29 protein-coding genes are annotated in these 24,124 nt (G+C 71.9%); 17 read left to right on the plus strand and 12 right to left on the minus strand.

Going from position 1 to position 24,124, the window contains the following annotated elements; genetic code table 11:
• Nucleotides 1-59 precede the first annotated feature (59 nt).
• The 3 genes from G339_RS33345 to G339_RS0111895 are packed head-to-tail and all read left to right on the plus strand — an operon-like array spanning nt 60 to nt 5,250.
• The gene (locus tag G339_RS33345; protein ID WP_051107817.1) at nt 60-1,073 is read left to right on the plus strand and encodes a DUF3152 domain-containing protein; all 1,014 of its coding nucleotides are present in this window, start codon (nt 60-62) and stop codon (nt 1,071-1,073) included.
• A gap of 56 nt (nt 1,074-1,129) precedes the next feature.
• Entirely contained in the window at nt 1,130-2,713 is a 1,584-nt protein-coding gene (locus G339_RS0111890; RefSeq protein WP_019631304.1) for a 3' terminal RNA ribose 2'-O-methyltransferase Hen1, read from the plus strand.
• Nucleotides 2,710-5,250 carry a polynucleotide kinase-phosphatase gene (locus tag G339_RS0111895; protein WP_019631305.1) on the plus strand — a complete coding sequence of 847 codons (2,541 nt, stop codon included), beginning with the start codon at nt 2,710-2,712 and terminating at the stop codon, nt 5,248-5,250. The genes G339_RS0111890 and G339_RS0111895 overlap by 4 nt, the downstream gene beginning before the upstream one ends.
• Nucleotides 5,251-5,295: 45 nt before the next feature.
• On the opposite strand, the gene G339_RS0111900 is transcribed toward G339_RS0111895, so the two are convergent.
• The 5 genes from G339_RS0111900 to G339_RS0111920 all read right to left on the minus strand — a co-directional run bounded on the left by G339_RS0111900 (nt 5,296) and on the right by G339_RS0111920 (nt 7,868).
• On the minus strand, nt 5,296-5,568 hold the full coding sequence (locus tag G339_RS0111900; protein ID WP_026341364.1) for a TFIIB-type zinc ribbon-containing protein: 273 nt from the start codon (nt 5,566-5,568) through the stop codon (nt 5,296-5,298).
• Nucleotides 5,569-5,638: 70 nt separating this feature from the next.
• Nucleotides 5,639-6,493 carry a phosphotransferase family protein gene (locus tag G339_RS0111905; protein WP_019631307.1) on the minus strand — a complete coding sequence of 285 codons (855 nt, stop codon included), beginning with the start codon at nt 6,491-6,493 and terminating at the stop codon, nt 5,639-5,641.
• Between the two features lie 246 nt (nt 6,494-6,739).
• Complete coding sequence (locus G339_RS40995) at nt 6,740-7,051, minus strand: helix-turn-helix domain-containing protein (RefSeq protein ID WP_019631308.1); 312 nt, start codon at nt 7,049-7,051, stop codon at nt 6,740-6,742.
• On the minus strand, nt 7,048-7,323 hold the full coding sequence (locus G339_RS0111915; protein WP_019631309.1) for a hypothetical protein: 276 nt from the start codon (nt 7,321-7,323) through the stop codon (nt 7,048-7,050). The genes G339_RS40995 and G339_RS0111915 overlap by 4 nt, the downstream gene beginning before the upstream one ends.
• Before the next feature lie 230 nt (nt 7,324-7,553).
• Entirely contained in the window at nt 7,554-7,868 is a 315-nt protein-coding gene (locus G339_RS0111920; protein WP_019631310.1) for a hypothetical protein, read from the minus strand.
• 129 nt (nt 7,869-7,997) lie between these two features.
• Between G339_RS0111920 and G339_RS0111925 the strand changes: the two genes are divergently transcribed.
• The 6 genes from G339_RS0111925 to G339_RS0111950 all read left to right on the plus strand — a co-directional run bounded on the left by G339_RS0111925 (nt 7,998) and on the right by G339_RS0111950 (nt 11,897).
• Nucleotides 7,998-9,218 carry a helix-turn-helix domain-containing protein gene (locus tag G339_RS0111925; protein WP_205625530.1) on the plus strand — a complete coding sequence of 407 codons (1,221 nt, stop codon included), beginning with the start codon at nt 7,998-8,000 and terminating at the stop codon, nt 9,216-9,218.
• Between the two features lie 20 nt (nt 9,219-9,238).
• A complete protein-coding gene (locus G339_RS37665; RefSeq protein WP_084693210.1) occupies nt 9,239-9,709 on the plus strand; it encodes an NUDIX domain-containing protein in 471 nt (156 codons plus the stop codon).
• Between the two features lie 17 nt (nt 9,710-9,726).
• Nucleotides 9,727-9,900, plus strand: coding sequence for a hypothetical protein (locus G339_RS33355; RefSeq protein ID WP_240489791.1), 174 nt, complete (start codon nt 9,727-9,729; stop codon nt 9,898-9,900).
• Nucleotides 9,901-10,017: 117 nt separating this feature from the next.
• Nucleotides 10,018-10,218 (plus strand): DUF397 domain-containing protein, encoded by a 201-nt coding sequence (locus tag G339_RS33360; protein ID WP_019631314.1) that lies wholly within the window; start codon nt 10,018-10,020, stop codon nt 10,216-10,218.
• 94 nt (nt 10,219-10,312) lie between these two features.
• Nucleotides 10,313-11,161, plus strand: a complete 849-nt coding sequence (locus G339_RS33365; protein WP_019631315.1) for a GntR family transcriptional regulator — start codon at nt 10,313-10,315, stop codon at nt 11,159-11,161.
• Between the two features lie 52 nt (nt 11,162-11,213).
• Nucleotides 11,214-11,897 carry a YdcF family protein gene (locus G339_RS0111950; protein WP_019631316.1) on the plus strand — a complete coding sequence of 228 codons (684 nt, stop codon included), beginning with the start codon at nt 11,214-11,216 and terminating at the stop codon, nt 11,895-11,897.
• A 206-nt stretch (nt 11,898-12,103) separates the two neighbouring features.
• Here G339_RS0111950 and G339_RS0111955 read toward each other — a convergent pair whose 3' ends face one another.
• Complete coding sequence (locus G339_RS0111955) at nt 12,104-12,517, minus strand: ester cyclase (protein ID WP_019631317.1); 414 nt, start codon at nt 12,515-12,517, stop codon at nt 12,104-12,106.
• Between the two features lie 29 nt (nt 12,518-12,546).
• On the opposite strand from G339_RS0111955, the gene G339_RS33370 reads away from it, so the two are divergent.
• From G339_RS33370 to G339_RS0111985, 6 genes are all read left to right on the plus strand, one after another.
• Nucleotides 12,547-12,927 carry an SbtR family transcriptional regulator gene (locus G339_RS33370; protein WP_019631318.1) on the plus strand — a complete coding sequence of 127 codons (381 nt, stop codon included), beginning with the start codon at nt 12,547-12,549 and terminating at the stop codon, nt 12,925-12,927.
• A gap of 171 nt (nt 12,928-13,098) precedes the next feature.
• A complete protein-coding gene (locus G339_RS0111965) occupies nt 13,099-14,331 on the plus strand; it encodes a hypothetical protein (RefSeq protein ID WP_019631319.1) in 1,233 nt (410 codons plus the stop codon).
• Between the two features lie 85 nt (nt 14,332-14,416).
• Nucleotides 14,417-15,085 carry an alpha-ketoglutarate-dependent dioxygenase AlkB gene (locus G339_RS0111970; RefSeq protein ID WP_205625531.1) on the plus strand — a complete coding sequence of 223 codons (669 nt, stop codon included), beginning with the start codon at nt 14,417-14,419 and terminating at the stop codon, nt 15,083-15,085.
• Nucleotides 15,086-15,276: 191 nt separating this feature from the next.
• On the plus strand, nt 15,277-15,705 hold the full coding sequence (locus G339_RS0111975; protein WP_026341366.1) for a helix-turn-helix domain-containing protein: 429 nt from the start codon (nt 15,277-15,279) through the stop codon (nt 15,703-15,705).
• Nucleotides 15,698-16,069: a DUF4180 domain-containing protein gene (locus G339_RS0111980; protein WP_019631322.1), complete on the plus strand. Its 372-nt coding sequence runs from the start codon at nt 15,698-15,700 to the stop codon at nt 16,067-16,069. Before G339_RS0111975 ends, G339_RS0111980 begins: the two co-directional genes overlap by 8 nt.
• A 205-nt stretch (nt 16,070-16,274) precedes the next feature.
• A complete protein-coding gene (locus G339_RS0111985; protein WP_026341367.1) occupies nt 16,275-16,616 on the plus strand; it encodes a DUF5713 family protein in 342 nt (113 codons plus the stop codon).
• A 17-nt stretch (nt 16,617-16,633) separates the two neighbouring features.
• On the opposite strand, the gene G339_RS0111990 is transcribed toward G339_RS0111985, so the two are convergent.
• A complete protein-coding gene (locus tag G339_RS0111990) occupies nt 16,634-17,467 on the minus strand; it encodes an NAD(P)H-binding protein (protein WP_019631324.1) in 834 nt (277 codons plus the stop codon).
• Between the two features lie 93 nt (nt 17,468-17,560).
• On the opposite strand from G339_RS0111990, the gene G339_RS40365 reads away from it, so the two are divergent.
• Nucleotides 17,561-17,971 (plus strand): helix-turn-helix domain-containing protein, encoded by a 411-nt coding sequence (locus tag G339_RS40365; protein ID WP_033322849.1) that lies wholly within the window; start codon nt 17,561-17,563, stop codon nt 17,969-17,971.
• A complete protein-coding gene (locus G339_RS40370; protein ID WP_019631325.1) occupies nt 17,875-18,423 on the plus strand; it encodes an MmyB family transcriptional regulator in 549 nt (182 codons plus the stop codon). The genes G339_RS40365 and G339_RS40370 overlap by 97 nt, the downstream gene beginning before the upstream one ends.
• Here the strand turns inward: G339_RS40370 and G339_RS0112000 are convergent.
• The 5 genes from G339_RS0112000 to G339_RS0112020 all read right to left on the minus strand — a co-directional run bounded on the left by G339_RS0112000 (nt 18,420) and on the right by G339_RS0112020 (nt 24,110).
• Complete coding sequence (locus G339_RS0112000; RefSeq protein ID WP_019631326.1) at nt 18,420-18,632, minus strand: hypothetical protein; 213 nt, start codon at nt 18,630-18,632, stop codon at nt 18,420-18,422. The genes G339_RS40370 and G339_RS0112000 overlap by 4 nt on opposite strands.
• Nucleotides 18,633-18,717: 85 nt before the next feature.
• A complete protein-coding gene (locus G339_RS0112005) occupies nt 18,718-19,731 on the minus strand; it encodes a trypsin-like serine peptidase (protein WP_026341368.1) in 1,014 nt (337 codons plus the stop codon).
• Nucleotides 19,732-20,067: 336 nt separating this feature from the next.
• Nucleotides 20,068-21,117 carry a glucose 1-dehydrogenase gene (locus tag G339_RS0112010; protein WP_019631328.1) on the minus strand — a complete coding sequence of 350 codons (1,050 nt, stop codon included), beginning with the start codon at nt 21,115-21,117 and terminating at the stop codon, nt 20,068-20,070.
• 87 nt (nt 21,118-21,204) lie between these two features.
• Nucleotides 21,205-23,205 carry an ATP-binding cassette domain-containing protein gene (locus tag G339_RS40375; RefSeq protein ID WP_019631329.1) on the minus strand — a complete coding sequence of 667 codons (2,001 nt, stop codon included), beginning with the start codon at nt 23,203-23,205 and terminating at the stop codon, nt 21,205-21,207.
• On the minus strand, nt 23,202-24,110 hold the full coding sequence (locus G339_RS0112020) for a Nif11-like leader peptide family natural product precursor (RefSeq protein WP_019631330.1): 909 nt from the start codon (nt 24,108-24,110) through the stop codon (nt 23,202-23,204). The genes G339_RS40375 and G339_RS0112020 overlap by 4 nt, the downstream gene beginning before the upstream one ends.
• Between the last annotated feature and the right edge of the window lie 14 nt (nt 24,111-24,124).

A 24,124-nucleotide genomic window follows, 5' to 3' on the forward strand; every position in this document is an offset into this window, starting at 1 on the left:
ATGCCGCGTTGTGCGATCTGATCATTGCCGCGCACGGTTTCTGGCATGCTGGCAGCGCCATGCAGCCTGATCCCCCCCGCCCCGGCCGGCGGCGCTCCGCGCACCGGCGCGGCGCGTCGGCTCCGGAGCCGTTCGAGCCGTTCCTGGCGCCCGAGCCCGCCGTTCCCCCCGACGGCGAGCCGTACGAGGCCGAGTACGAGCCCCCGCGGCCGGACTCGTTCGCGGTGGAGGGCGCCCTCGGCATGGGCGGCGACCTGGACCGGGCGTTCCTCGTCGCCCGCCGCAGCCGCATCCGCAACCTGGTCCTCGGCGTCGGCTCGCTCACCCTCGTCACCGCGACCGGCATCGGCGCGGCCGTGGCGTGGGCCGTGATGTCCAGCGGGCCGCCCGGCGACATCCCGGTCGAGGGGACCGTGTCGGCGGCCCCGAAGGCGTCGCCCGCCGCGTCCGGGTCCGTGCCGGGGTACGCCGACACCGCCCCGGCGTCCGCGCCCGTCGCGCACGCGCGGCGCGGCACCGGCAAGTTCCTGCGCGCGCCCGTCGCGGTCCCCGGGACGACGTTCGGGCGCGGCAAGCTCATCCGCTACCGCGTGGAGGTCGAGGGCGGGCTGGGCCTCAGCCCGGCGCTGTTCGCCCGCGAGGTGGACCGGGTCCTCGGCGATCCGCGCGGGTGGACGGCGAGCGGGAAGTACGCGTTCCGGCGCGTCTCGTCCGGGCACGTGGACTTCGCGGTCCGGCTCGCGTCCCCGGCGACCGCCGAGAAGCTGTGCGGCGCGTACGGGCTGACCGTGGACTCGTCCGTCAACTGCTCGGCGGGCCGCCTCGTCGTCGTCAACCTCGGCCGCTGGCTCGCGCCCGCCGCGCCGTACCGGGGCGCGCCCGCCGACTACCGCGCCTTCCTGCTCAACCACGGGCTCGGCCACCATCTCGGCGCGGGCCACCGGACGTGCGCGGGCAAGGGCCGGGCCGCGCCGGTCATGCAGGACCAGGTGCTCGGGCTGGACGGCTGCCGCGCGAACCCGTGGCCGTACGACGCGCGCGGCCGGTTCGTGAACGGCCCCGAGGTGTCCTGACGGCGTCCGGATAAAACGGGTTTGGACGGACAACGCGGTCCGCCAGACTGGCCGACGTGCTCCTCACCATCACGACGACCGCGCCGCCCGCGACCGACCTCGGGTTCCTGCTGCACAAGCACCCCGACCGCGCCCAGCGGTTCGCGCAGGCGTACGGCACCGCGCACGTCTTCTACCCGGAGGCGGGGCCGGACCGCTGCACGGCCGCGCTGCTGCTCGACGTCGACCCGGTGAAGCTGGCCCGGACGCGCCGCGCGAACACGCCCGACTTCTCCCTCGGCCAGTACGTCAACGACCGGCCGTACGCGGCGTCCTCGCTGCTGGCGTCCGCGCTCGCCGGGGTGTTCCGGACGGCGATGCGCGGCCGGTGCGACGCGCGGCCCGACCTGGTGGACGTCCCGCTGCCGCTGGAGCTGACGCTGCCCGCGCTGCCCTGCCGGGGCGGCCCCGACCGCGCCGAGCGCTACTTCGCGCCGCTCGGCTGGACGGTGTCGGCCGAACGCATCCCGCTGGACCCGGGGTTCCCCGAGTGGGGCGACTCCCGGTACGTCACGCTGACGCTGACGGGCACGGCCCGCCTCGCGGACGCGCTCAACCAGCTCTACGTGCTGCTGCCGGTGCTGGACGAGGCCAAGCACTACTGGCTCGCGCCCGACGAGGTGGACAAGCTGATCCGCGCGGGCGGCGGCTGGCTCGCCGCGCACCCCGACCGCGCCGCGATCACCCGTCGCTACCTGGCGAACCGCCGCGCCCTGGTGCGCGCCGCCCTCGGCCGCCTCGCCGCCGCCGACGACGCCCCGGACGACGCCCTCGGCGCGGTCCTCGACGGCACGGACCTCCCCGACGATCCCCCGGAAACCCCGGAGACCCCCGCCCCCGCCGAGCGCGCGCCCGGCGCGGCCGACGACGCCGGGCCCGCGCGGGATGCCGAGGCTGCGGGGAACGCCGAGCCCGCCCCGGACGCGGAACCCGCGCGTGCCGTCGTGCCCGTGCCCGCCGAAGCCTCGCCGGGCGCGCCGGGCGGGGAGCCCGACGGCCCCGCGCCGTCGCTCGCGGAGCGGCGGGTGCGCGCCGTGCTTGAGGAACTGCGCCGCGCCGACGCGCGCCGCGTCATCGACCTCGGCTGCGGCTCCGGCCAACTGCTCGCGAGGCTGCTGAAGGACCCCTTCTTCACCGAGGTCGGCGGCGCGGACGTCTCGTGGCGCGCCCTGGAGATCGCCCGGCGCCGCGTCACCGGCCGGAACCGCACCCGTAGCCACCGCCTGCGCGACCTGTTCCAGGGCGCGCTGACCTACGTCGACGAGCGCTTCCGCGACTACGACGCCGCCGTCCTCATGGAGGTCGTCGAGCACATTGACCCGCCCAGGCTCGGCGCGGTCGAGCACGTCGTGTTCGGCGACGCCCGCCCCGCGACCGTCCTCGTGACGACCCCGAACGCCGAGTACAACGTCCGCTACGAGGGCCTGGCCCCCGGCGCGCACCGCCACGCCGACCACCGCTTCGAGTGGACCCGCGCCGAGTTCCGCGCGTGGTGCGGGCGCGTCGCGGCCGAGCACGGCTACGCCGTCCGGTACGTCGGCGTCGGCGACGACGACCCCGAGGTCGGCGCCCCGACCCAGATGGGAGTGTTCACCCGATGACCAGGGAACTGACGATCCCCGCGACGGGCCTCGTCGTGCTGGTCGGCGTGTCCGGCTCGGGCAAGTCGCACTTCGCGCGCCGCCACTTCAAGCCGACCGAGGTCGTCTCGTCCGACTTCTGCCGCGCGGCCGTCAGCGACGACGAGAACGACCAGGCCGCGACCGGCGACGCCTTCGACCTGCTGCACCACATCGTCCGGACGCGGCTGCGGCGCGGACTGCTGACGGTCGTGGACGCCACCAACGTGCAGCCCAGGAGCCGCGCGTCGCTGCTGGAGATCGCCCGCGAGCAGGACGTCCTGTCCTGCGCGATCGTGCTGGACGTCCCCGAGCACGTCGCCGTCGAGCGCAACAAGGCGCGCCCCGAACGGAACCTCGGCCCGCACGTCGTCCCCAGGCAGCGCCGCGAGTTGCGCCGCGGCCTGCGGTCGCTGCACCAGGAGTTCCGCCGCGTCCACGTCCTCACCGACGCGGAGGCCGACGACGCCGTCCTCGTCCGCGAGCGCCCGTGGAACGACCGCCGCGAGCTGACCGGCCCGTTCGACGTGATCGGGGACGTCCACGGCTGCCGCGCCGAGCTGGAGGACCTGCTGACCGCCCTCGGCTACGCGATCGAGCGCGACGCGGCGGGCCGCGCGTGCGGCGCGCGCCACCCGGGCGGCCGCACCGCCGTGTTCGTCGGCGACCTGGTGGACCGCGGCCCGGACACGCCCGGCGTCCTGCGCCTGGTCATGGGCATGGTCGCCGCCGGGGACGCCCTGTGCGTCTCGGGCAACCACGAGGCCAAGCTCGTCCGGGCGCTGCGCGGCCGCAGGGTCCGCGCCACGCACGGCCTCGCCGAGTCGCTGGAGCAGCTCGCGCGGGAGGACGAGGACTTCCGCGCCGCGGCCCTGGCCTTCATGAACGGCCTGATCAGCCACTACGTTCTGGACGGCGGCCGCCTCGTCGTCGCCCACGCCGGGCTGAAGGAGGCGTACCACGGCCGCGCGTCCGGCCGCGTCCGCTCGTTCGCGCTGTACGGCGACACGACGGGCGAGACCGACGAGTACGGCCTGCCCGTCCGCTACCCGTGGGCGCGCGAGTACCGGGGCGCGGCGACGGTCGTGTACGGCCACACGCCCGTCCCGGCCGCCGAGTGGGTGAACAACACCATCTGCCTCGACACCGGTGTCGTGTTCGGCGGGAAGATCACCGCGCTGCGCTACCCCGAGCGCGAACTGGTGGACCGCCCGGCCCGGCAGGTCTGGTACGAGCCCGTCCGCCCGCTGGCCCCGACACGGCCGGAGCGGGAGACGGGCGTCCTCCGCGTCGAGGACGTCATGTCGGTGAACGGCGTCGAGACCCGCCTGCTGGGCCGCGTCACCGTCCGCGAGGAGAACGCCCTCGCCGCGCTGGAGGTGATGAGCCGCTTCGCGGTGGACCCGCGCTGGCTCGTGTACCTGCCGCCGACGATGGCGCCCGCCGAGACGTCCGCGACGCCCGGTTTCCTGGAGCACCCCGCCGAGGCGCTGGCCGCCTACCGCGACGCCGGACTCGCGCGCGTCGTCTGCGAGGAGAAGCACATGGGGTCGCGGGCCGTCGTGGTCGTCGCCCGCGACGCCGAGTCCGCCGCCGCCCGCTTCGGCGTGGACGACGGGGGCACGGGCGCGGTCTTCACCCGCACCGGCCGCGCGTTCTTCCGCGACGCCGCGCTGAACGACGAGCTGCTGGCGCGCGTCCGGGCGGCGGTCGGCGCGGCCGGGCTGTGGGACGAGCTGGGCACGTCCTGGCTCGTCCTGGACGCCGAGCTGCTGCCGTGGTCGGCGAAGGCGCTCGACCTCGTCCGCACCCAGTACGCCGCGACGGGCGCCGCCGCCCGCGCCGCGCTGCCCCGCGCCGCCGATCTGCTGGCCCGCGCGGTCGCGCGCGGCGTGGACGTCGGCGGCCTCGCGGAGCGGACCGCGCGCCGCGCCGTCCACGCGGACCTGTTCCGCGACGCGTACGCGCGGTACTGCGCACCGGTGGACGGGCTGGACGGGGTGCGCCTCGCGCCGTTCCAGATCCTCGCCGGGGAGGGCGTCGCGTACGGCGTCGAGCGCGACCACGACTGGCACCTGGAGATCGCCGCGCGGCTCGTCGCCGCCGACGCGTCCGGCCTGATCGCCGGGACGGAGTCCGTCGTCGTGGACCTCGCGGACCCCGCGTCGGAGGCCGCCGCGACGCAGTGGTGGACGAGGCTGACCGAGGCCGGGGGAGAGGGCATGGTCGTCAAGCCGCTCGGCCCGCTCCCCGAGGATCGGAAGGTTCAGCCGGGCCTGAAATGCCGGGGCCGCGAGTATCTGCGGATCATCTACGGCCCGGACTACACCGAGCCGGACACTTTGGACGTGCTGCGCCGCCGCTCGCTCGGCCGGAAGCGGTCGCTGGCGATGCGCGAGCACGCGCTGGGCGTCGAGGCGCTGCGCCGCCTCGCCGAGGGGGAGCCGCTGTGGCGGCGGCACCAGGCCGTGTTCGGCGTGCTGGCGCTGGAGTCCGAGCCGGTGGACCCCCGGCTCTGACGCCCGGCTCGGCGTCCCGTCGCGCGACGGGACGCCGACCGCGGCTCAGGTGGAGAAGAGCATGTGGAACACGCCGCCGCCGTGATGGCCGTGGTGGCCGTAGTGCTGCGGCTGGTGGTGATGGTGGTGGACCTGCGCCGGAGCGCCCCACGCGGGCGCGGCGGGCGGGGGCGGCGTGTGGTGCGCGGCCTCCATCCGGCTCAGCGCCTCCAGCTCCCCGTAGTCGAGGAAGATCCCCCGGCAGTTGTCGCACTGCTCGATGTGGACGCCGTTCCGCGTGTAGGTCCGCATCAGACCACGGCACTTGGGACAGTGCATCGGTGTCGTCCTTCCGTCATAACCCCAGAACGAGGGTAAATCTAGGGGAGCCGGAACACCAAGGCACGCTTCAGGTGCCCGTCGCCATCGCGGCGATGCGGCCGCAGGCGGCGACCATCGCGGCTTCGGCGGTGTCCGGTTCCCGGTGTTGCTCCCGTGCTGATTGGACGCATGTCGCCGCGATCTGGATCGCCAGGGTTCGCGCGGGTTCGTCCAGACGCGTCCAGAGGGTCGCGTCGTCGCCGTCCGCGACGGGGCCGCCCGCCGCTCGGTAGGCGGTGACGAACTCGTTCCAGGCGGCCGGGGCGAGGACGCCGCCGAGGTACAGCGCGGCCGGGCGCGCCAGATCCCACGCGGGGTCACCGGTGCCCAGGTCCTCGACGTCGATGAGCAGCCACCGGTTCTGGTGGTTGACGAGTTGGCCGAGGTGCCAGTCGCCGTGGACGAGCGAAGTGTGCTCTTCCTGCTGTTCGGGTTTCAGCGTGCGGAACGCGGCGCGGACCGTGTCGGCGTCCTCGCCGTCGCCCAGGCGCGCGACGAGGCGCTCGACCCGGTCCCGCCTGGCCCGCTGGGGCGTGCCGTCCGGGACGTCGGCGCGGTGCAGCGCGGCGAGCAGCCGACCGGCGTCCGCCCACGGCGGCCGCTCCGGCGCGACGGGTTCCCCGTACGGCCACACGGTCACCGCCGTGCCGTCGACCGTTCGCGGCGGGGCGAGCGGCGGCAGCGCGATCCCCGGCAGCGCGGCGGCGACGACGAGCCGCCGCGCGAGCGCGTCCCCGGCCTCCCGGTCCTCTTGGTGGGACTTGACGACCACGTCCCCGACGCGCACGACGAGCACCCCGTGCCGGTCGTACAGGACGGCGGGTTCTCCGCCGCCGCCCGCCGCCCGGCCGACCTCGGCGAGCTGTTCCACGTCCGGCCGCATCCGCCCATTCTTCCGGAAACCCGACTGCGGAATCAGCCGGAAGCGCGGCCCGAAGCGCCGCCCGAAGCGCCGCCCGAAGTTCCGCCCGAAGTGCCGCCCGAAGCGTGGCCGAAAGCGCGACCCGAAGCGTCGCCGGAAGCGCGGCCGGAAGCGCGGCCCAAAGCGTCGTCGGAAGCGCGGCCGGAAGCGCAGCCGGAAGCGGGGCCAAAGCGTCGTCGGAAGCGCAGCCGGAAGCGCTGTCCCGCATCAGTGCCGGTCGTCGGGTGGTGTCGCGAGTTGGGTGAGTGCTTCGGCGGCGGCGTCGGTGCTGCCGCCGAAGTAGGTTCGGACGACGGCGGCGAGCGCCCCCAGTGCCCGGGGCGGAAGGTCGCGTCGCGCGCCGGGTGGCCGGAGCATGGGGTCGATGTCGCGGACGCGGTACCGCCGCTGCCCGCCGGGCAGCAGGATCGAGGGGATGTGCCCGTCCACGGCCCAGCGCAGGACGGTGTTGGGTCCGACGCGGAACAGTCCCGCGACCTCTTGCGTGGTGTAGAACGGTTCGACCGGTGGCTTCGTCATGATCTTCCTGTCGTGGGAGGTGCCTCCGGGTGGAGTCCCCTCCTGGGGGACGGGTCGTCGGGCGGCGGGACCCGCCCCTGCTCCACCCGGAGGAGTTCGGCATCCCGCGCCGCGGCGGCCAGCGTGGGGAAAAGAAGGCGCGCCCGCTCCCGCACCGCGTCCACGGTCAACGGCGCGAGACCGTGCCGCAGCATCGCCGCACGGAACACGGCCTCGGCCAGCGCCCAGGCATCGCCCTCGGGAACCCAGCGGACGACGGGCGGTTCATGCATGACGCTCCTTCGACGGACGATCCACGGCCGCGCACCGCAGACACCACGGCGCGAACTCGGACAGTAGACGTCCCAGCCTGTCCCAGCCTGTACTGGTTCGAATGGCGAACGACCCGAATGAAAACGAGAAGCCCTTCGGGTGAACGACCCCGGCGCGGCGAAGCTTGCGATCCCAACGGGCGACCTGGCTGGCCACGAACTCTCTACGGGGCCGTCCTTCGCATGGGGGACTAGCGACCAGCCCGCCCAGGAACCCCGAGAACATCGGCGATGAGCCGCGCCGCCCCCACAGGGTCTCCGGCCGGCCCGATGACGCGGCGCGGATCGAACCCCCAGACGAACGTCCAGCCGTCATGCGTGAGGTCGGCCCCGACATCCTTGCTGACGTCGCGCCAGCGGATGCGCAGGACCGGCGGCAACCCAGCCGTGAACCGAGCGACCTCGGTCGAAACGCCGCAGTACCGCTCCCGCAACGTCATCCCCAGCGCTTCGTGGAAGACGACCCGCTGATTGACGGGCCGCTCAATGCCCGCTATGTCCGACATCTTCGGTTCCCTTTCTTGGTTCCAGGCGCTAGATATGTTGCGCCCCGTGTGACGGGAGGCTAGAACTGCCGAGGGTGCTCGGCCCGGAAAAATAATCCGGGATATCAAACAGGGCATAAGGGGGCAATCGTGCCCGATGGCATCAATGCGTTGACACCCGGTCAGCGCGTCGCATGGCACCGTGTCCGGCGCGGGCTGTCACAAGAGGTCCTGGCCGGCCTCGTGGGCCGCACCGAGGACTGGTTGAGTAAGATCGAGAATGATCGGGCCGCGCTCGACCGCCTGTCGGTCATTCGTGCGCTGGCGGACGCGCTCGATGTCTCCGCGCTCGACCTTATTGGCGAGGTGCGGCAAGGCTCGTCGGATCGCCAGACGGAAGGGATCGCGACTATTCGGGCGGCATTGACGGACTACCGACGTCTGTCACCCTTGCTCGCAGCGATCGAGATCGAAGGCCACCCGCCTCAGGCGGAGCAACTGCGACGCAGCGTTGCCGACGTGATGAACGCGTATCAGGCGTCCGCGTATCACGATGTCCTCCGCAAGCTGCCCACGCTGCTGACGGAAAGCCGAGTGGCGCAATCTGAACACACGGGGGATGAACAGCGGGCCGTCCAGCGATGTGCCGCGCTCGCGCACCAGGCCAGCGCAATGATCCTCACCAAGCTCGGGGAAGCGGACCTGGCATGGATCGCGGCTCAGTACGGGCTTGCGCAGGCGGAAAGATCAGGAGACCCCGCCATCATCGGATCACTCTTCCGTTCGGTGATCCACGCCCTGCACACCCAGGGGCGGGCGGCAGAGGCGACCGCCATGACACGCTCCGCTGCAGACTTTCTCGGGACCGCTCTCGACTATGGCAGCGCACGAGACCAATCCATCTATGGGACGCTACTGCTCCCCGGCGCCGTTGCGGCAGCCCGGGCGGGCGACCGAGCCACGGCGAACGCCTACCTTGCGGAAGCTGGGGCCGCCGCGCGGGCTCTCGGCGGTGATGCCAACCATCTCTGGACCGCGTTTGGTCCGACTAACGTCGATGTCCATCGCGTTACTGCGGCGATGTCGCTCGGAGACGTTCAGGTTGCGCTGGATCTCATCCCGAAGGTTGATGTGACGGGTCTGCCCCCCGAGCGACGCGTCCGCCATGCGATAGAGGTCGCGGGAGCGCAGGTCGCCCGCAACAGAGTCGACGACGCGCTGGAGATGCTGCTCCGAGCGGAGAGGGAAGCAGCCGAACAGGTCCATCAGCACGTCATGAGCCGTCAGCTCGTGTTGAGGATGAGAGGTACGGCCACGGGTAAGAGGAGCCGCGCGTTGGCATCCTTGGCATCAAGGATGAAAATTCTCTGACCATCTCCTAGAGTCGGGGGATGGCCTCTGACCCAACTGAAACATTCTCTCATCCCAGGGTTGCGGCTGGCGTCCTCTTCTGGGACGACCAGGACCGCCTTCTTCTCGTTGTCCCATCATACAAGGACTATCGAGATATTCCCGGCGGATACGTCGAGACCGGTGAAACGCCGACCGAGGCCGCGATCCGCGAGGTGCGCGAGGAACTCGGTATCACGCCTCCCATAGGCCCCCTCCTGGTCGTGGACTGGGCCCCTAATCAGGCGGAGGGCGACAAACTCCTCTTCGTCTTCGACGGTGGAATACTTTCTCCCGGACACGTTGCCTCGATCAAGGTCGATCCCGCCGAGATCAATAGTTACGAGTTCCGTGACGTGGAGGACATTGAAAATCTCACCATCGTACGCCTCGCTCGCCGTGTCATTCACGGACGCGCGGCGCGGCGGGACGGCCGCATCCGCTATCTCGAACACGGTGATCCTATGAATTGATCCACGTCGATAACCTCGTGCGCGAATCCCGGCCCTTCGTAGGCGATCTACAGCGCATCATCGAGTACCCCGCCCTCGGCTACGCCGTCCCCCAACAAGTCCCCGCCGAAGTAGAGGCCGCCTACCACCGGCTCATCGACGCCGATTACACCACCCGCCTACTCCCCACCGCCCTGAACGCGCGCCGGTAACCCCGCCCGCCACAGAACCCGCACCGGTTGGCCGGACTGGGTCTCGCTGCGTTGCCGGGAGTTGGTCGGGGTAGATCTCACACGCGCCGACCCCCGACCAAGCGAGGGAGATCCTTCATGGCCAGTCCGACCTGGCGGAAGGCAACCCGTTCCACCGCCACGAAGGGCGGGGACTGTGCGGAGCCGGCGGCCTTGCCGAGCGCGCTGGGCGTCCGCGACTCCACGCACCCGGACGCGGGTCACCTGGCCTTCCCCGCCGCTGCCGCCCCCGCGTTCCTCACCCAAGCGAAGTCCGGCGTCCTCGACGCGCGCCGGTAAACCGGTGGCCGTCCGCGACGTCCGCCCGGCAAGCCGCCGTCGACTGACTTGGCACGCCATCATGCTTCAACAGAACCGGTGAGGAGTTGCGCACGTGGGGTCAGCGCGCTACCGCACGATCGCCGACGATCTCTCGCGGCGCATCGACGAGGGTGAGTGGACGGCGGGTGACATGCTTCCGCCGATGGAGAAGCTGGCCGCCGCGTACGAGGTCAGCCGCAACGTCGTCGCCCGGGCCATCGGCAAGCTCTCCCAGGAGGGGCGCGTCGTCTCCGTGCCGCGACGCGGGACCGTCGTCCGGCCGAAGCACCGCCGCATCGTCATGCGCACGGACGTCGTGCGGCGCAACACGCGCCATGTCCGCGACGGCCGGGAGTTCGCGGCGGGCTACTCCTTCCCGGCGGCGATGGGCAACGAGCGCTGGACCCACCACGTCGAGCCGGACGTCAGCGAGCAGCCCATCGACGATCCACGCCTCGCGCACATGCTCAACGTCCCCGTGGGCCAGCCGACCCTCCGCCGACTCCGCGTCACCGGCCCCGAGGGCGAACCCGCGTTCCAGATCTCCACGACGTGGATTCACCCGCGCGTCGTGGCCGACGCACCGGCCGTGCGCGACCCGCAGGGCACCGGTCCCGGCGCATGGATCGACGCGATCGAGGCGCTCGGCCACGGCCCGCTCGAATGGCTGGAACGCCGCCGTGTCCGCATGCCGACCCCGCAGGAAACGAAACTCCTCCTCATCCCCGCCGACCTGCCGGTCTGGGAAATCGTCCGCACCAGCTACAGCGCCCTGGACGAGAAAGCCGTGGACGTGACCCAGACCGTCATCCCCGGCGACCGCGTCGAAGAACTCTCCCGCCTCCGCCGCGACAAAACCGCCGCATGGCCCCATTCCTCAACCGGCCCAGACGGCCCCCCAATAGCCCCACCCCCCACCTGACCACCCGCCAACTCGCGCCGAAGCAATGAATACGGTCACTGTGAGGAGCCCCGTGACGCGCCGCCCGCCGATCAGCGACGTCCACCGAGCCGACGCACGTCTCATCTGGGGCTACCACCAGATGGGCCACACCGCGCGCCCTGTCTCAGCGGGTATCGGACTGGGCAGCCACGATCTCGGCGTCGCCGCGTTCGCCGCCCGTCTTTACCACGAGAGACTGTTCCCTCTCCTGGTCTTCACCGGCGCGAACAGCCCTACTACCCGCGACCGCTTTCCCAGGGGTGAGGCTGTCCACTTCGCCGAACACGCGATCGACCTAGGCGTCCCCGAGTCCGCCATCATCATCGAACCCACCGCCACCAACACCGGCCAGAACATCGACCGCTCCCGCACAGCACTGGCCGCTGCCAACGTTGCTGTGGACTCTGTCCTGCTGATTTCCAAGCCCTACATGGAACGCCGCGCCTACGCCACAGCTCGCAAACTCTGGTCCGAGGTAGAGACCCTGTGCGCGAGCGAACCTCTGACCTTCGACGGCTACCTGAAATCCATCGGCGATGACCGCCTGGTTATCGACATGCTCGTCGGGGATCTACAGCGCATCATCGAGTACCCCGCCCTCGGCTACGCCATTCCCCAACAAGTCCCCGCACAAGTAGAAGCCGCCTACCACCGGCTCATCGACGCCGATTACACCACCCGTCTGCTCCCCACCGCCCTGAACGCGCGCCGGTAACCCCGCCCACCACAGAACCCGCACCGGTTGGCCGGACTGGCCTCGCCGCGTTGCCGGGGATGGATCTCCAGCGCCCCCCGACCGCGTGCCGAACAAGGACGACAGGGCGATGGTAAGCGGGGGAAGTGATCGACTGATGGGGAGGTCATGCGCGTATTGAGGCGCTGGTCGAGCGGTTGACCGCCGCCGGGTGGTTGACGCGGGCTTTACAGGCCGAGTTGGTCGCGCATCGCGTCGGTGTCGAGCAGGGCCCAGTGCTCGATGATCCGGCCGTCGCGGACGCGGACCATGTCCAAGCTGAGAACCTCGTAGCGTCGGCCGGATGCGGTGTGGGTGCCCCGCACCGTGTACCGATTGACGGAGGTGTCGCCGGAGACGACGTTCTGCTCGATCGTCAACGAGACGTCCCGGAACATACTGTCCGCACGCCCCCGCTCCCACTTCCGTCGCCAGGCGTCGCGTCCCCGGTGATCGACATGAGCGCCTTCCCGGTGGTCGACGACGTCGGGGTCGATCAGCTCCAGGGCGTCCTCGAATCGGCTCTCTCGATAGCCCTCGAAGACGCGCCGATGGACCTCACCCGGGCCCGGGTGAGCGGTGCCTTCTGCTCCCTGCGGCATATGAGATCATCGCCGTCTACTCCGAGGAAGTGGCCGCGCTCGGCGCCCGGAGCCAGTCCCTGCTGGCCGAGGGCCCGCTCGGCGACGCACTCTTCGAGTGGCTTCGGGATTTCATCGCACACGTGGCGGCCAAGCGGGAACTGGCGCTGGCGATCACCGATGACCGCACTGGCCGCCGTTCCGCGCTGTTCGACCGCTGGCACCATTCGATGCGCACGGCCGCGTCCGCGCTGCTGGTCCGAGCGCAAAGCGCCGGTGCCGTCCGCGCCGACCTCGACGCATCGGAACTGCTCGCCCTGGCCAACGGGATCGCCCTCACCACCACCGGCGCCGCGCAAGCAGAGCGCCTCGTCCTTTTGATCAGGCAAGGCACGGACACCCCCGCGACCCCGGACGTAAGCAACCGCTGAAGCGGTCGGCACGCCACCGATCTCCCTCGCGCACCCGCGCCCCGGGTCGCGCCAGCGAGCCACTCGGGCATCAAAAGGCTGGAGAGCCGGAGTTGAGTCCTCTATCGTCCGGAAGGTCATGGATGGGGGGACGGGCTCGCGGGTTCGTTCGTCGTGAACGGCGGGTGCGGTTTGAAGTACGGGACGGCGTCGGCGGAAGCCCGCATCGACGAGGCGAGCAATGTTCTGATCGCACCCGCGGATCTGCAGAACAATGAGTTGATCAGTGGCTTCTCCGGGTCCGCGGTCACTCCGGAGGCCCTTGAGTCCAAGGCGCTCGACCTTGCTCAGAAGACCGTCTACCTGTGCGGCGATGTATCGGAGATCAGTGCCCGGCGACTGCATGGGGCGGCCCGGGTGTTCATCATCCGGGAACTGTCGGACGGCTATCGTGCAGACGTCGATGGGACATGGCCTGTTGTGGATGTTGGACGTGTTCCCGTCCGTGTCCACGGCGCCGGGGTTTACTACCGCCGCTTCTTCGACCTCGGTGCCGATCACTTCGGGAGCATCCGCGCGGAGCATGCGTTCCAGTCGCTGACGGAATCGACCAAGCCCGGAGCGGCCCATCGCAGTGGGATCTATCTGACGCCCGTCGCGCGTGACGGTGACGAACTGCATTTCCGCCTGCTCCGGTGCTCAACGAACCTTTCGGGGCCGACCGAAGGCTTTCGGCCGACGGACACGGGCATCGTCGATGCTTTGAACCGCGAGGCCGCCTTTGTCTTCCGCGACCATGCCCCGCTGAACCATGTCCTTGCGCAGATCTACCACAACACCCCTGCCACGACCGGGCGCAAGCAGGCCAAGGCCAAGATCTCGGCCCACGCCGACAAGACCAAGGACATGCCGGTCAACGGGATCATGGCCTTCTGCACCTTCTATGACCGGCTCGACAAACTGCAGCCCCTCGCCGATGACGCCTTCGACTACGGTGTGAAAGGCGTCAGCGGCCTGACCAAGCTCCGGTTCCGTCTCAAGGACCCGACCGCAGAACGCGACGCGGTCGCGCTACCGCCGCAGTTCACGCTGACCCTTTATCCCGGCTCCGTGTTCTTCATGCCGCTGTCCACCAACCGCTTGTATACGCACGAGATCCGATCCTCGATGTTGGATGCCGAACTGCTCCCGACCCGTTTGGGGTACGTGGTGCGCTGTTCGAGTGCCGAGGCCGTTCACAAGCACGGCGACACGTTCCTCAAAGTGGACGGCGACCTGGTGAAGCTGGGGCCGCCCACGCCGGAGGGCATGGACAGGCTGCGCAGGCTGTACGCCGAGGAGAACAAGACCACGTCGTTCATTGATTACGGCGACGAGTTGCTTTTCAGCATGAACGAGGGGGACTACGTTGCCCCGAGGCCCTGAGATCTCGGACGAGATCCTTGCGTGCGTCCTGCCGACCGACGAAAACCTCTTCGCAGAGCTGTTTACATCCACTCGATGGGAGGACGTGGGAAAAGGCCGGCAGGGTGCCGTGCTCGCCAGGGTCGATGACGCGGGCGGCGTGCCGCTCGTGCGCACCGCCACGCGTTACGTCAGACCGGCGCAGCGTTTCCGCGCGGTACACGAACGGCTGGCGAACCAGATCCAAGAACATGCAGCGTTTCCGACCGCCTTCAACAACGCCCTGGTCGAGTGCTACACGAACGCTTACAGGAAGATGGGCGGCCACTCCGACCAGGCCCTCGATCTGGCCGACGGGTCGTTCATCGCCGTCTTCTCCTGCTACCGGCACCCTGACGCGGACCCGCCGCGAAAGCTGATCTTCGAGCCGAAAGAACCCGGCGGCGAGAAGTTCGATATTCCCCTCGCCCACAACAGCGTCGTCGCTTTCTCGATTGACTCGAACCGGCGGCTCAAGCACAAGATCGTGCTGGACGCACCCGTCCAGACGCCGGACAACCAATGGTTGGGCGTGACCTTCCGGGCGTCGAAAACGCTGGTTCAGTTCCACGACGGAAACGCTTACCTTCCGCAGGGTGCGCGCCTCACGTTGGCCGACGACGAGCAAAAGGGCGAGTTCTACCAACTCCGGCGCCGCGAGAACAACGAAACAGATTTCGTCTACCCCCCGCTGGCCTACACCATCAGCGAAAGCGACCTGATCCCGCCCGTCTGATACGCGTTCTGACGGCGAGAACGCCCGGCCGCCGGCCGCGCGAGTCCGGCCCGGCCCGACGCGGACACGTCCCTCACGAGCCCGTCTGCCGCCGACGGGGTCCGCGCGGCCACGGGTGGTGCGGCTCGTGCGAGCGACGCCTGTTCCTTAAAATTCCCTATCAACCCCTGAGTCAGGTAGCTTAGGGAGTGATGGACAACAAACTGTACTCAGTTGAGGACGTCGCGGAGTTGCTTGGGCTTCACGTGCGCACGGTGCGGGGTTACATCCGGTCCGGGCGGCTCAGGGCCGTCCGGATCGGGAAGCAGTACCGGATCGCGCGCGCGGATCTGGACGAGCTGATCGGGAAGCCCGAGCCCGCGAGCACCGCCGCGTCGGCCGAGGTGTCGAGCATCGTGCAGCTCGACGGCGTCGACCGGCGCACCGCGGACCGGCTGAGCACGCTCGTCCTCGCCGCCGTCAACGGCGGCTCCGATCCTGGCCGCCCGCTGCGCGTCCAGGTCGTCCACGACGAGGAGAGGCAGCGCATGAAGATCGTGATCTTGGGCGGCGTCGCCGAGACGGCCGACGTCCTCCAACTGATCGACGCCATGTTCGGCGAGGAGGCCCGCGATGGCTGACGCGGTGCAGACGCGCGCCGGGGTCGCCGTGCTGGTGTGCGACCCGGACGGCCCGCCGATCGCCACGATGGACGACGCGCTCGACCTCATCGGCGCGACCTACCTGGGCGCCGAGGCCGTCGCCGTCCCCGCCGCCCGCCTGGACGAGCGGTTCTTCTCGCTCGGCACCCGTTTCGCGGGCGAGATCATGCAGAAGTTCGCCAACTACCGGCTGACCCTCGCCGTCGTCGGCGACATCTCCGAGCATCTGGCGGCGAGTTCGGCGCTGCGCGCGCTCGTCCGCGAGTCGGACAGGTCCGGCCACGTCTGGTTCGTCCCGGACCTGGACGCGCTCGACGCGCGCCTGGCGGGGCGGCGGCCCTGACCGACGAGTCCGAGGCCGAGCGGCGGCAAGTCCCGCAAGGGCCTCGTCGACGACGGCGGGACCCTCGGGTCGACACGACGTTCACCGCCAGCCCCGCCTTGACCATCACCGCCCCCTGAGAGATGGGAACGCCGCCCGCGCCGGAGTGTCGGCGGGGTGGTGCAGGATCGGCCGCGTCGGGAGCGTCGAGAGGACGGAGCACGCGGTGGCGATCACGAACGAGCAGGTGTCCGAGCACCGGTTCCTTGAGGAGATGTTCGGCGACACCTATTTCCCGGACCACCTCGTGGAACGCGGGAAGCAGATCCTGCTGCGGTTCTGCGAGCGCATCGAGGCCGAGCGCCCGGCGGACCTGCCCGCCCTCTACGCGCTGTCGGCGGCGGCGACCGCCGAGTTCAACGAACTCCAGGAGGACTTCTGGGCGGCGGGCAGCGAGATCGAGACCGCCGCGCGGGACTGCATCGCGGTCGACTTCGGGTTCGTCGCGACCGCCTACGGCTTCCCGAACGCGGATTTGGAGGAACTCGTCGCCGACCGCGACTGGTGACCGGGGCGATCCCCCGGTCAGCCGGTGAAGTCGGCCGCGTGGTCGGCCGCCCACCGCGCGAACGTCCGCGCGGGGCGGCCCGTCACGGTGCGGACGGTGTCGGTCGTCGGCTGCGCGCGGCCGACGAGCGCCGCGAGGCGCGCGATGCGGGCCTCCAGCAGGTCCGGCGGGAGCCGGTCCGCCAGCGACGCCTGGTAGTCGTCCAGGCTCTGCGCCGCGACCTCGACCGGGCGGCCGATCGCCTCGCCGATCAGCTCGGCGTGCCGCCGCGCCGTCTGCGACTCCGGCCCGGTCACGCTGTGGATCGCGCCCGCCTGGCCCGGCAGGGTGAGGGCCGCCAGCGCGACCGCCGCGACGTCCGCCTCGTGGACCAGCGCCGACTGCGACTCGGGGAACGGGTCCAGCACCGGCCCGCCCGCCCTCGTCATCGGCGCCCACATCAGCCGGTTCGTCGCGAAGCCGCCGGGCCGCACGAACGACCACTCCAGGCCCGAGTCCAGCACCGCCCGCTCCGCCTCGCCGTGCGCGCGCGTGATCGCGTCGGCGGCGTGCGGGGACGCGCCGAGGGCGGACAGCAGCACCACGTGCCGCACCCCCGCCGCCCCGGCCGCCGCGAGGAACCCGCCGAGCCCCGACCGCTCGGCGTACACGAAGACCTTCTCGACGCCCGCCAGCGCCGGCCCGAGGTCGCCCGGACGCGTCGGGTCCGCCGCGACGACCTCCACCCCGGCGGGGGCGTCCACCTCGGCGGGGACGCGGCCCCCCGCCCGGACCCGGTGGCCCGCGTCGTGAAGCTGCCGTACGAGGGAGCGCGCGACCGTGCCGCGCGCCCCGGTGATCAGGATCGTCATGCGCCGAGCCTCGCGGGCCGCCGCGCCGCCCGGGTAGGCACCGCCGAGACCGGTACGGCCGGTACCACCCGCGGCGCGCGTCATGATGGAACCGTGGACGGATCGGAACTGGGCGGTTTCCTGCGGAGCCGCCGCGCGCGCGTCCGGCCGGCCGACGCGGGCTTCGCGGACGGCGGACGCCGCCGGACGCCCGGTCTGCGCCGCGCCGAGGTCGCGCTGCTCGCCGGGATCTCGGTGGACTACTACGTCCGGCTCGAACAGGGCCGGGGCCCCCGCCCGTCGGCGCAGGTGCTCACCGCGCTCGGCCGCGCCCTCCGGCTCACCGCCGACGAGCGCGACTACCTGCTGCGGCTCGGCGCGCCGCCGCCGCCCGAGCGCGCCGCCGCCGGACCGACGTCCCCGCGACCGTGCGGCGGCTCCTCGACCGGCTCGACGACGTCCCCGCCCTCGCCATCGACGCCCGCTACGACCTGGTCGCCTGGAACGCGATGCTCGTCGCGCTGATCGGCGACCCGGCGGAGCTGCCGCCCGCGCGGCGCAACCGGCTGCGGCTGCTGTTCGACGGCCCGTCGCCCGCCGCCGCGCGGCTGCCCGACCTCGCCGCGCAGGTCGTCGCGGACGTCCGCGCGAGCGGCCGGTACCCCGCCGACCCCGGCCTGCGCGACCTGGTGGACGGGCTGCGCGCCCGCAGCCCCGGGTTCGCCGAGCTGTGGGAGCGGCGGGAGGTCGAGGCGCGGCGCAGCATCACCAAGCGGACCGTCCACCCGGTCGTGGGGGAGCTGGAGCTGGACTGCGAGATCCTGGCCGTGCCCGGCGGGGAGCACCGCGTCCTGATCTACACGGCCGAGCCGGGGACCGCGTCCGCCGAGGCGCTGCGCCGCCTCGCTCGCCAAGTCCCGGTCAGGTCGGAGCCGCCAGGCGAGGGCCGTGGGCCGGGACTTGGAAACACCGGCTAGTCGTCCGGGTCGGGCATCGGGGCGGGTTTCGCGGACTGCATCCGCTCCGGCGTCCAGTAGCCGGTGTTCGGCGGCTGGACGGGGCTGGTGCTCGACTTCGCGGGTTCCTTGCCGCCCGGACGGTCGGCGGACGCCAGCGCGACGCGGGCCGCCACGACGCAGCCGACCGCCGCGGCCGCGGCGACGATGACGGCGAGGGTTCGTTTCATGTCCGGTCCCCTTCCGGCGGACGGGCGGGAGCCCGCCGGTCCAGCCTAGGCGGCCGGGACCGGCGGGCGGCGGGTCACCGCACGGTCAGGTGACGCTGCCCTGCGCGTCGAACATCGCCTTGACCGCGTCGTCGAAGTACGACGCCCGGTTCACGCCGTTCCCGTCGATCGTGCTCATGACGCCGTCGGTCTGGCCGAGGCCCGTGTTGTTGTCGAAGTTCATGATCCACGGGCCGCCGCTGGACCCGCCGTTGAAGTTGCAGCCGAGGGCGATCTTGTTGCCGCCGCCGTCGTACGTCGTGCCCTGGCACCACTGCTGGATCTCACCGCCGTTGGCATTCTGCGGGTAACCGAGAATGGTCACCGCGACGGTCTTGCCCCAGTTCCAGTTGAGGCCGTTCCCGCCCACCACGTTCACGACCTTGTTGCCATTCAGCGGCCAGGTCGTCACCATTGCGACGTCGCGGTCCTGGTCGCTGCTGCTGATCCACGAATTGAACGTCCGGAACTGCTTGGCCGCGAACGTGCCGAACGGCCGGGAACCGCTGCGGTAACGCGGGGCGAACGTCCAGTTCGTCACCCAGTTCCCGCCCGCGCCCTCGTGGACGCAGTGGCCCGCGGTGATGACGAGCTGCTTGGACGCGCTGTTGAGCGCGCTCGCCGAGCACACCCAGTCGCCGCCGCTCGGCTTGTGGAAGAACACCTTTCCGACCACCGCCGACTCGGTGATGGACGCCGCGAGCTTGGCGTTCCCGCCGGCGAGCTTGTTCGCCGCCGACGCGACGGCCCTGGCGGACGGCGTGGACCCCGCGGGCCCGGTCGGCGCGGCCTTGGCCGACAGCGTCCCGCGCGCGGAGCGCGGCTCGGGCACCGGCTTGGCGGCCTTCATCCGCGCGGCCGTCCAGTACTTGGCGACCTTCGCGGCGGCGGACGCGCTGTTCACGGCCGCGCCGCCGGTGAGCCTGGGGGTGGCGGCGGTGGTCGCCGCCGTCGTCTTCGCGGCCGGGGCGGCGGGCGCGGCGCCGGCCGCCGTCGCCGTTCCCGTGGCGACCAACGCGGCCGCCGCCGTCACGCCGATGAGTGTTCGTAGGGACCGCATGCGGACCTCGCTTCTCGAAACGCTCCGTTGACGGGCTCAATGAGACGCGAGCGGGTTGCTGACCGCAATGCCTGTTATGTGGCCTTATAAGGTCACCGTAAGGTTCAGGTGGCATTAGCCGAGGTTGCACGTGTTTCACGGTGCGCGGCCGGGCGCTGTGCGGAGAATTTCCCGGCGGTGCGCTGTGCGTTTCCGGGGTGGCGTGCTACGGGGCCGCTCGATAAACTCCGGTGTTTACTGGAGCGAAAAAACCGCCGCGTCCGCCATTCGTCCCGTCTCCGCGTCGTGGAACGCGGCACCCGACTCCGTTTTCGTCGCGCGGAACGGCGGCGGGCGTCACGCCTCCAGATCCACGACGACCTTCACGTCGTCGGGGTCCTTCCGAACGTTGCGCGCGAACTCCTCCATCGGGACGCGCCGCGTGATGAGCCGCGACAGCCAGTCGCGGTCGGCGCGGGCGAGCGCGTCGGCGGCCCGCCGGAAGTCGCCCGGCGACGCGCTCACCGATCCGAACAGCAGCGTGTTCCGCAGGACGATCTCCTTGTTGACCTCGTCGAGGTCCACCGTGGCCGAACCCGGCCGCGACGAGATCCCCGCCAGGCAGATCACCGCGTTCGGCGCCGACGCCGCCGCCAGCTCCGCGACCAGCGGGCCGTGGCCCGTGCATTCGATCACCACGTCCGGGCAGAGGCCGAGGTCCGCGACGCTCCCGACGTGGAACCGCGCGCCGAGGTCGGTGACCAGCTCGGCCTTCGGGCCCCGGTCGTTGACGTCCAGGACGGTGACGTCCAGCCCCCGCTGCACGCCGAGCAGCGCGGCCAGCAGCCCGATCGGGCCCGCGCCCGTGACCAGCGCCGTCCGGGGCCGCGCCGACGTGCGGCCGGTGAACCGGTCGGCCTGCGCCCACGCCTTCGCGACCACCGAGGTCGGCTCCAGCAGGACGCCGCAGTCGCCCAGCGCCGGGTCCAGCCTGACCGCGAAGTCGGTCTCGACCGTCCAGCACTGCGCGCCGTACCCGTCCAGCTCCTTGATGCCGCGCTCGGTGTACCGGCCGTTGCTGCAGAAGTCCCACTCGCCGTGCGCGCACGGCACGCACGGCTCGGGGTCGGGCCGCCGCACCGCGCCCGCGACCAGGTCGCCCGGCGCGAACCCGCTGCCGTCCGGCGCGTGCAGGACGGTGCCCAGCGACTCGTGCCCGATGACGAGCCGGTCCGAGCCCGGCGGGGCCCAGCCGTAGCCCGGACCGGAGACGATGTCGGCGTCCGTTCCGCAGATGCCGAGCAGGCGGCCCCGGACCAGCAGCTCGTCCGCGCCGGGCCGCGGCTCCGCGACGTCCCGCACCTCCACCGAGTCCGGATCGCCCGGAACAACGCTGATCGCCTTCACGTGCCCTCCCGCAGGCCGACGGCCGGAACCGGCCGAATCCCCCCGATCAGGTCACTACCCTCGGTGATCAGCGACACACACCGGGCGTCACTCGGCGCGGGAGAAGCGGCGCGCCGCCCACCCCAGCGCGAGCAGCGCCAGACCCGTCACCAGCGCCCACTCCAGGACGACGGACGGATGCCACGAACCCCACGTCAGCGGGTGGAACAGCGGCGCCGGCGTCGCCGGCAGCCGCGCCGCCATCGTCCGGCGCATCGCGTCCACCGCGTACGTCAGCGGGTTCGCCAGCGCGACGCGCGCCATCCAGCCCGGCATCGCCGTGAGCGGGAACATCGAGCCCGACAGGAACACCAGCGGTGCGGCCAGGACGGTCACCGCCGTCCCGAACGTCTGCGGACGGCGGATGAACGTCGCCAGCAGGATCGACAGCGCCGTCATCGCCAGCGCCGCGAGCGCGAGCTGGCCGAGCAGCAGCACCGTCAGCACCGCGTCGTGCGGGACGCCGATCAGCCACCCGGCCGCCAGCAGGACCCCCGCCTGGCACGTCGCGACCGTCGCGCCGCCCAGGCACTTGCCGAGCAGCAGCGTGCCCCGGTGGACGGGACCGGCCAGCATCTCCCGCAGGAACCCGGCCTGCCGGTCCCACAGGATCGACGAGCCCGCGCCGATCGCCGGGCCCTGCGCCGCCGTCACCAGCGCCCCCGAGAACAGGAAGAGCTGGTACGAGCGGCTGCTGACGCCCGACATCAGCCCCGCGAGGCCGACGCCGAGGATGAACAGGAACAGCAGCGGCTGGAGCAGCGAGATCGCCGTCCCGGCGCGGTCGCGCCCGAAGTGCAGCATCTCCCGCCGCCACACCATCCGCATCGCCCGCAACTCCGCCCGAACCCCGCCCCGCCCCGCGCAACCACCCGCACGCGGGTCCGCGCCCAGGCCCGCACGCGGGTCCGTGCGCGGGTCCGCGCCCGTGCGCACGCCCGTGCCAGCGTCCGCGCCCGTGCCCGTGTTCGCGCTTGGGCCCGAGTCGGCGCCCGCGCCCGCGCGTGAGGCGGTGCCCGCGCTCAGGTCAGTGCCCGCGCCGACGCCCGTGCCCGTGTCCGGTGGCGGGGCGGGTGCGTCCTCGGTGTCGTCGCGGATGCGGTGGCCCGTGTGGTGCAGGAACACGTCGTCCAGCGACGGCGGCGTCACCCGCGCCTCGAACACCGGCACGTCCAGCTCCGCGAACAGGCGCGGCAGCACCCGCGCGCTGTCGGGCGCGCGGAACGCCAGCCCGCCCGGCCCCTCGGCGACGGCCGCGCCGAACCGCTCGCGCAGCACCCGCGCCGCCGCCGCGTCGTCGCCGGTGCGCAGCTCCACCCGGTCCGCGCCGAGCACCGACTTCAGCTCCGCCGGGCTGCCCTGCGCGACGATGCGGCCGCCGTGCAGGATCGCGACGCGGTCGCACTGCTCGGCCTCGTCCAGATAGTGCGTGGTGAGGAACAGCGTGACGGCCTCGCGCTCGCGGACCAGCCGCAGGTACCGCCAGACGTCCGCGCGGGTGCGCGGGTCCAGCCCGATCGTCGGCTCGTCCATGAACAGCACGCGCGGCCGGTGCAGCAGCGCCCGCGCGATCTCCAGCCGCCGCCGCATCCCGCCCGACAGCGTCCGGACGAGCCGGTCCCGGCAGTCCGTCAGCCCGACGAGCGCCAGCGTCTCGGCGACCCGCGCGGGAACCCGCTCGACGGGCACGTCGTACAGGTCGGCGTGGAACCGCAGGTTCTCGGCGGCGGTCAGCTCCCCGTCGAGCGTCGACTCCTGGAAGATCAGCCCGATGCTGCGGCGCGCCGCGACCGGGTCGGTCCGGGTGTCGTGGCCCGCGATCTCCACCCGACCCGCCGTGGGCACGGCCAGCGTCGTCAGCATCGCGATCGTCGTGGACTTGCCCGCCCCGTTCGGCCCGAGGAACCCGAAGCTCTCGCCCGGCGCGACGCACAGGTCCACCCCGTCCACCGCCGTGACGCCCGGATACCGCTTGCGCAGCCCCGCCGCCCGGATCGCCGGGACCGCCGCCGCGGCGGCCGCCGGAGGAGCGTCCGCGGGCAGCGTCACGCGAGCCCCGCCAGCGCGGCCGTCCAGGAGTCGGGCACCGCGAAGCCGAAACTCCACCGGTGCCGCCGCGTCGGGTTGACGATGCAGTGCCAGAACAACCGGTCCGGCCGCTGCTCGATCCGGAAGAACCGGGCCATCCGCCGCCGCTCCCGCAGCGTGACCAGCTCGCCCGTCTCCGGGTGCTGGTAGCGGAAGAACGACGTGTGCTCGGCGTCCTCGAAGTCGTCGTCGAGGTCGATCAGGTACATCCGCCAGCCCGGCTGCGTCTCGTTGGTGTGCCACAACCGGTACGACGACGGCGGGTACCACATGCTGCCGGAGAAGCGGACCTCCGCGCCGAACACGTCCTCCAGCGCGCCGACGACCCGCGTCTTGGCGTCGAGGTAGTCGTCGTAGTCGGCGTGGCCGACGTGGTCGTCCAGGTTGACCAGGTGGAAGTCGCGCCGGTCGCCGGGCCGCGCCGTCGCCGCCAGCTCCGCCGCCCACCGCCGGTACTCCTCGCCGCGCGGCGCGAGCTCGGTGGAGCGCAGGTCGCCGGGGCGGAACTCCGCGTCGAACGCCGCGAGGTCCACGTCGGACGGGCGGACCTTCAGCCGGGGGAACTCCGCGAGCACCGTCGCGAACCCCGGATGCGCCGCCGCCAGCGCGTCCAGGTCGTACTCGTGGTGCAGGAACTCCGCCGCCGGCTCGGGCTCGGGCTCGGGCGCGCGCGACGCGGGCGGCGCGGCGGGCGGCGGGACCACCGACGCCGACGCCGTCGCCAGGTCCCGGCCGTCGAACCGGAACCCGTGCGCCTCGCCGAGCCGGATCATCTCCGCGACCCCGGTCAGCGCCTTCAACTGCTGCCGCAGGCGCGCGTCGTCGTTGACGACCCGCAGGAACGCCGCGCAGGACTCGACCGACATCTGTACTCCGTCTC

Origin of the sequence: Actinomadura atramentaria DSM 43919 (genome assembly GCF_000381885.1) — a bacterium.
Lineage (GTDB): Bacteria > Actinomycetota > Actinomycetes > Streptosporangiales > Streptosporangiaceae > Spirillospora > Spirillospora atramentaria.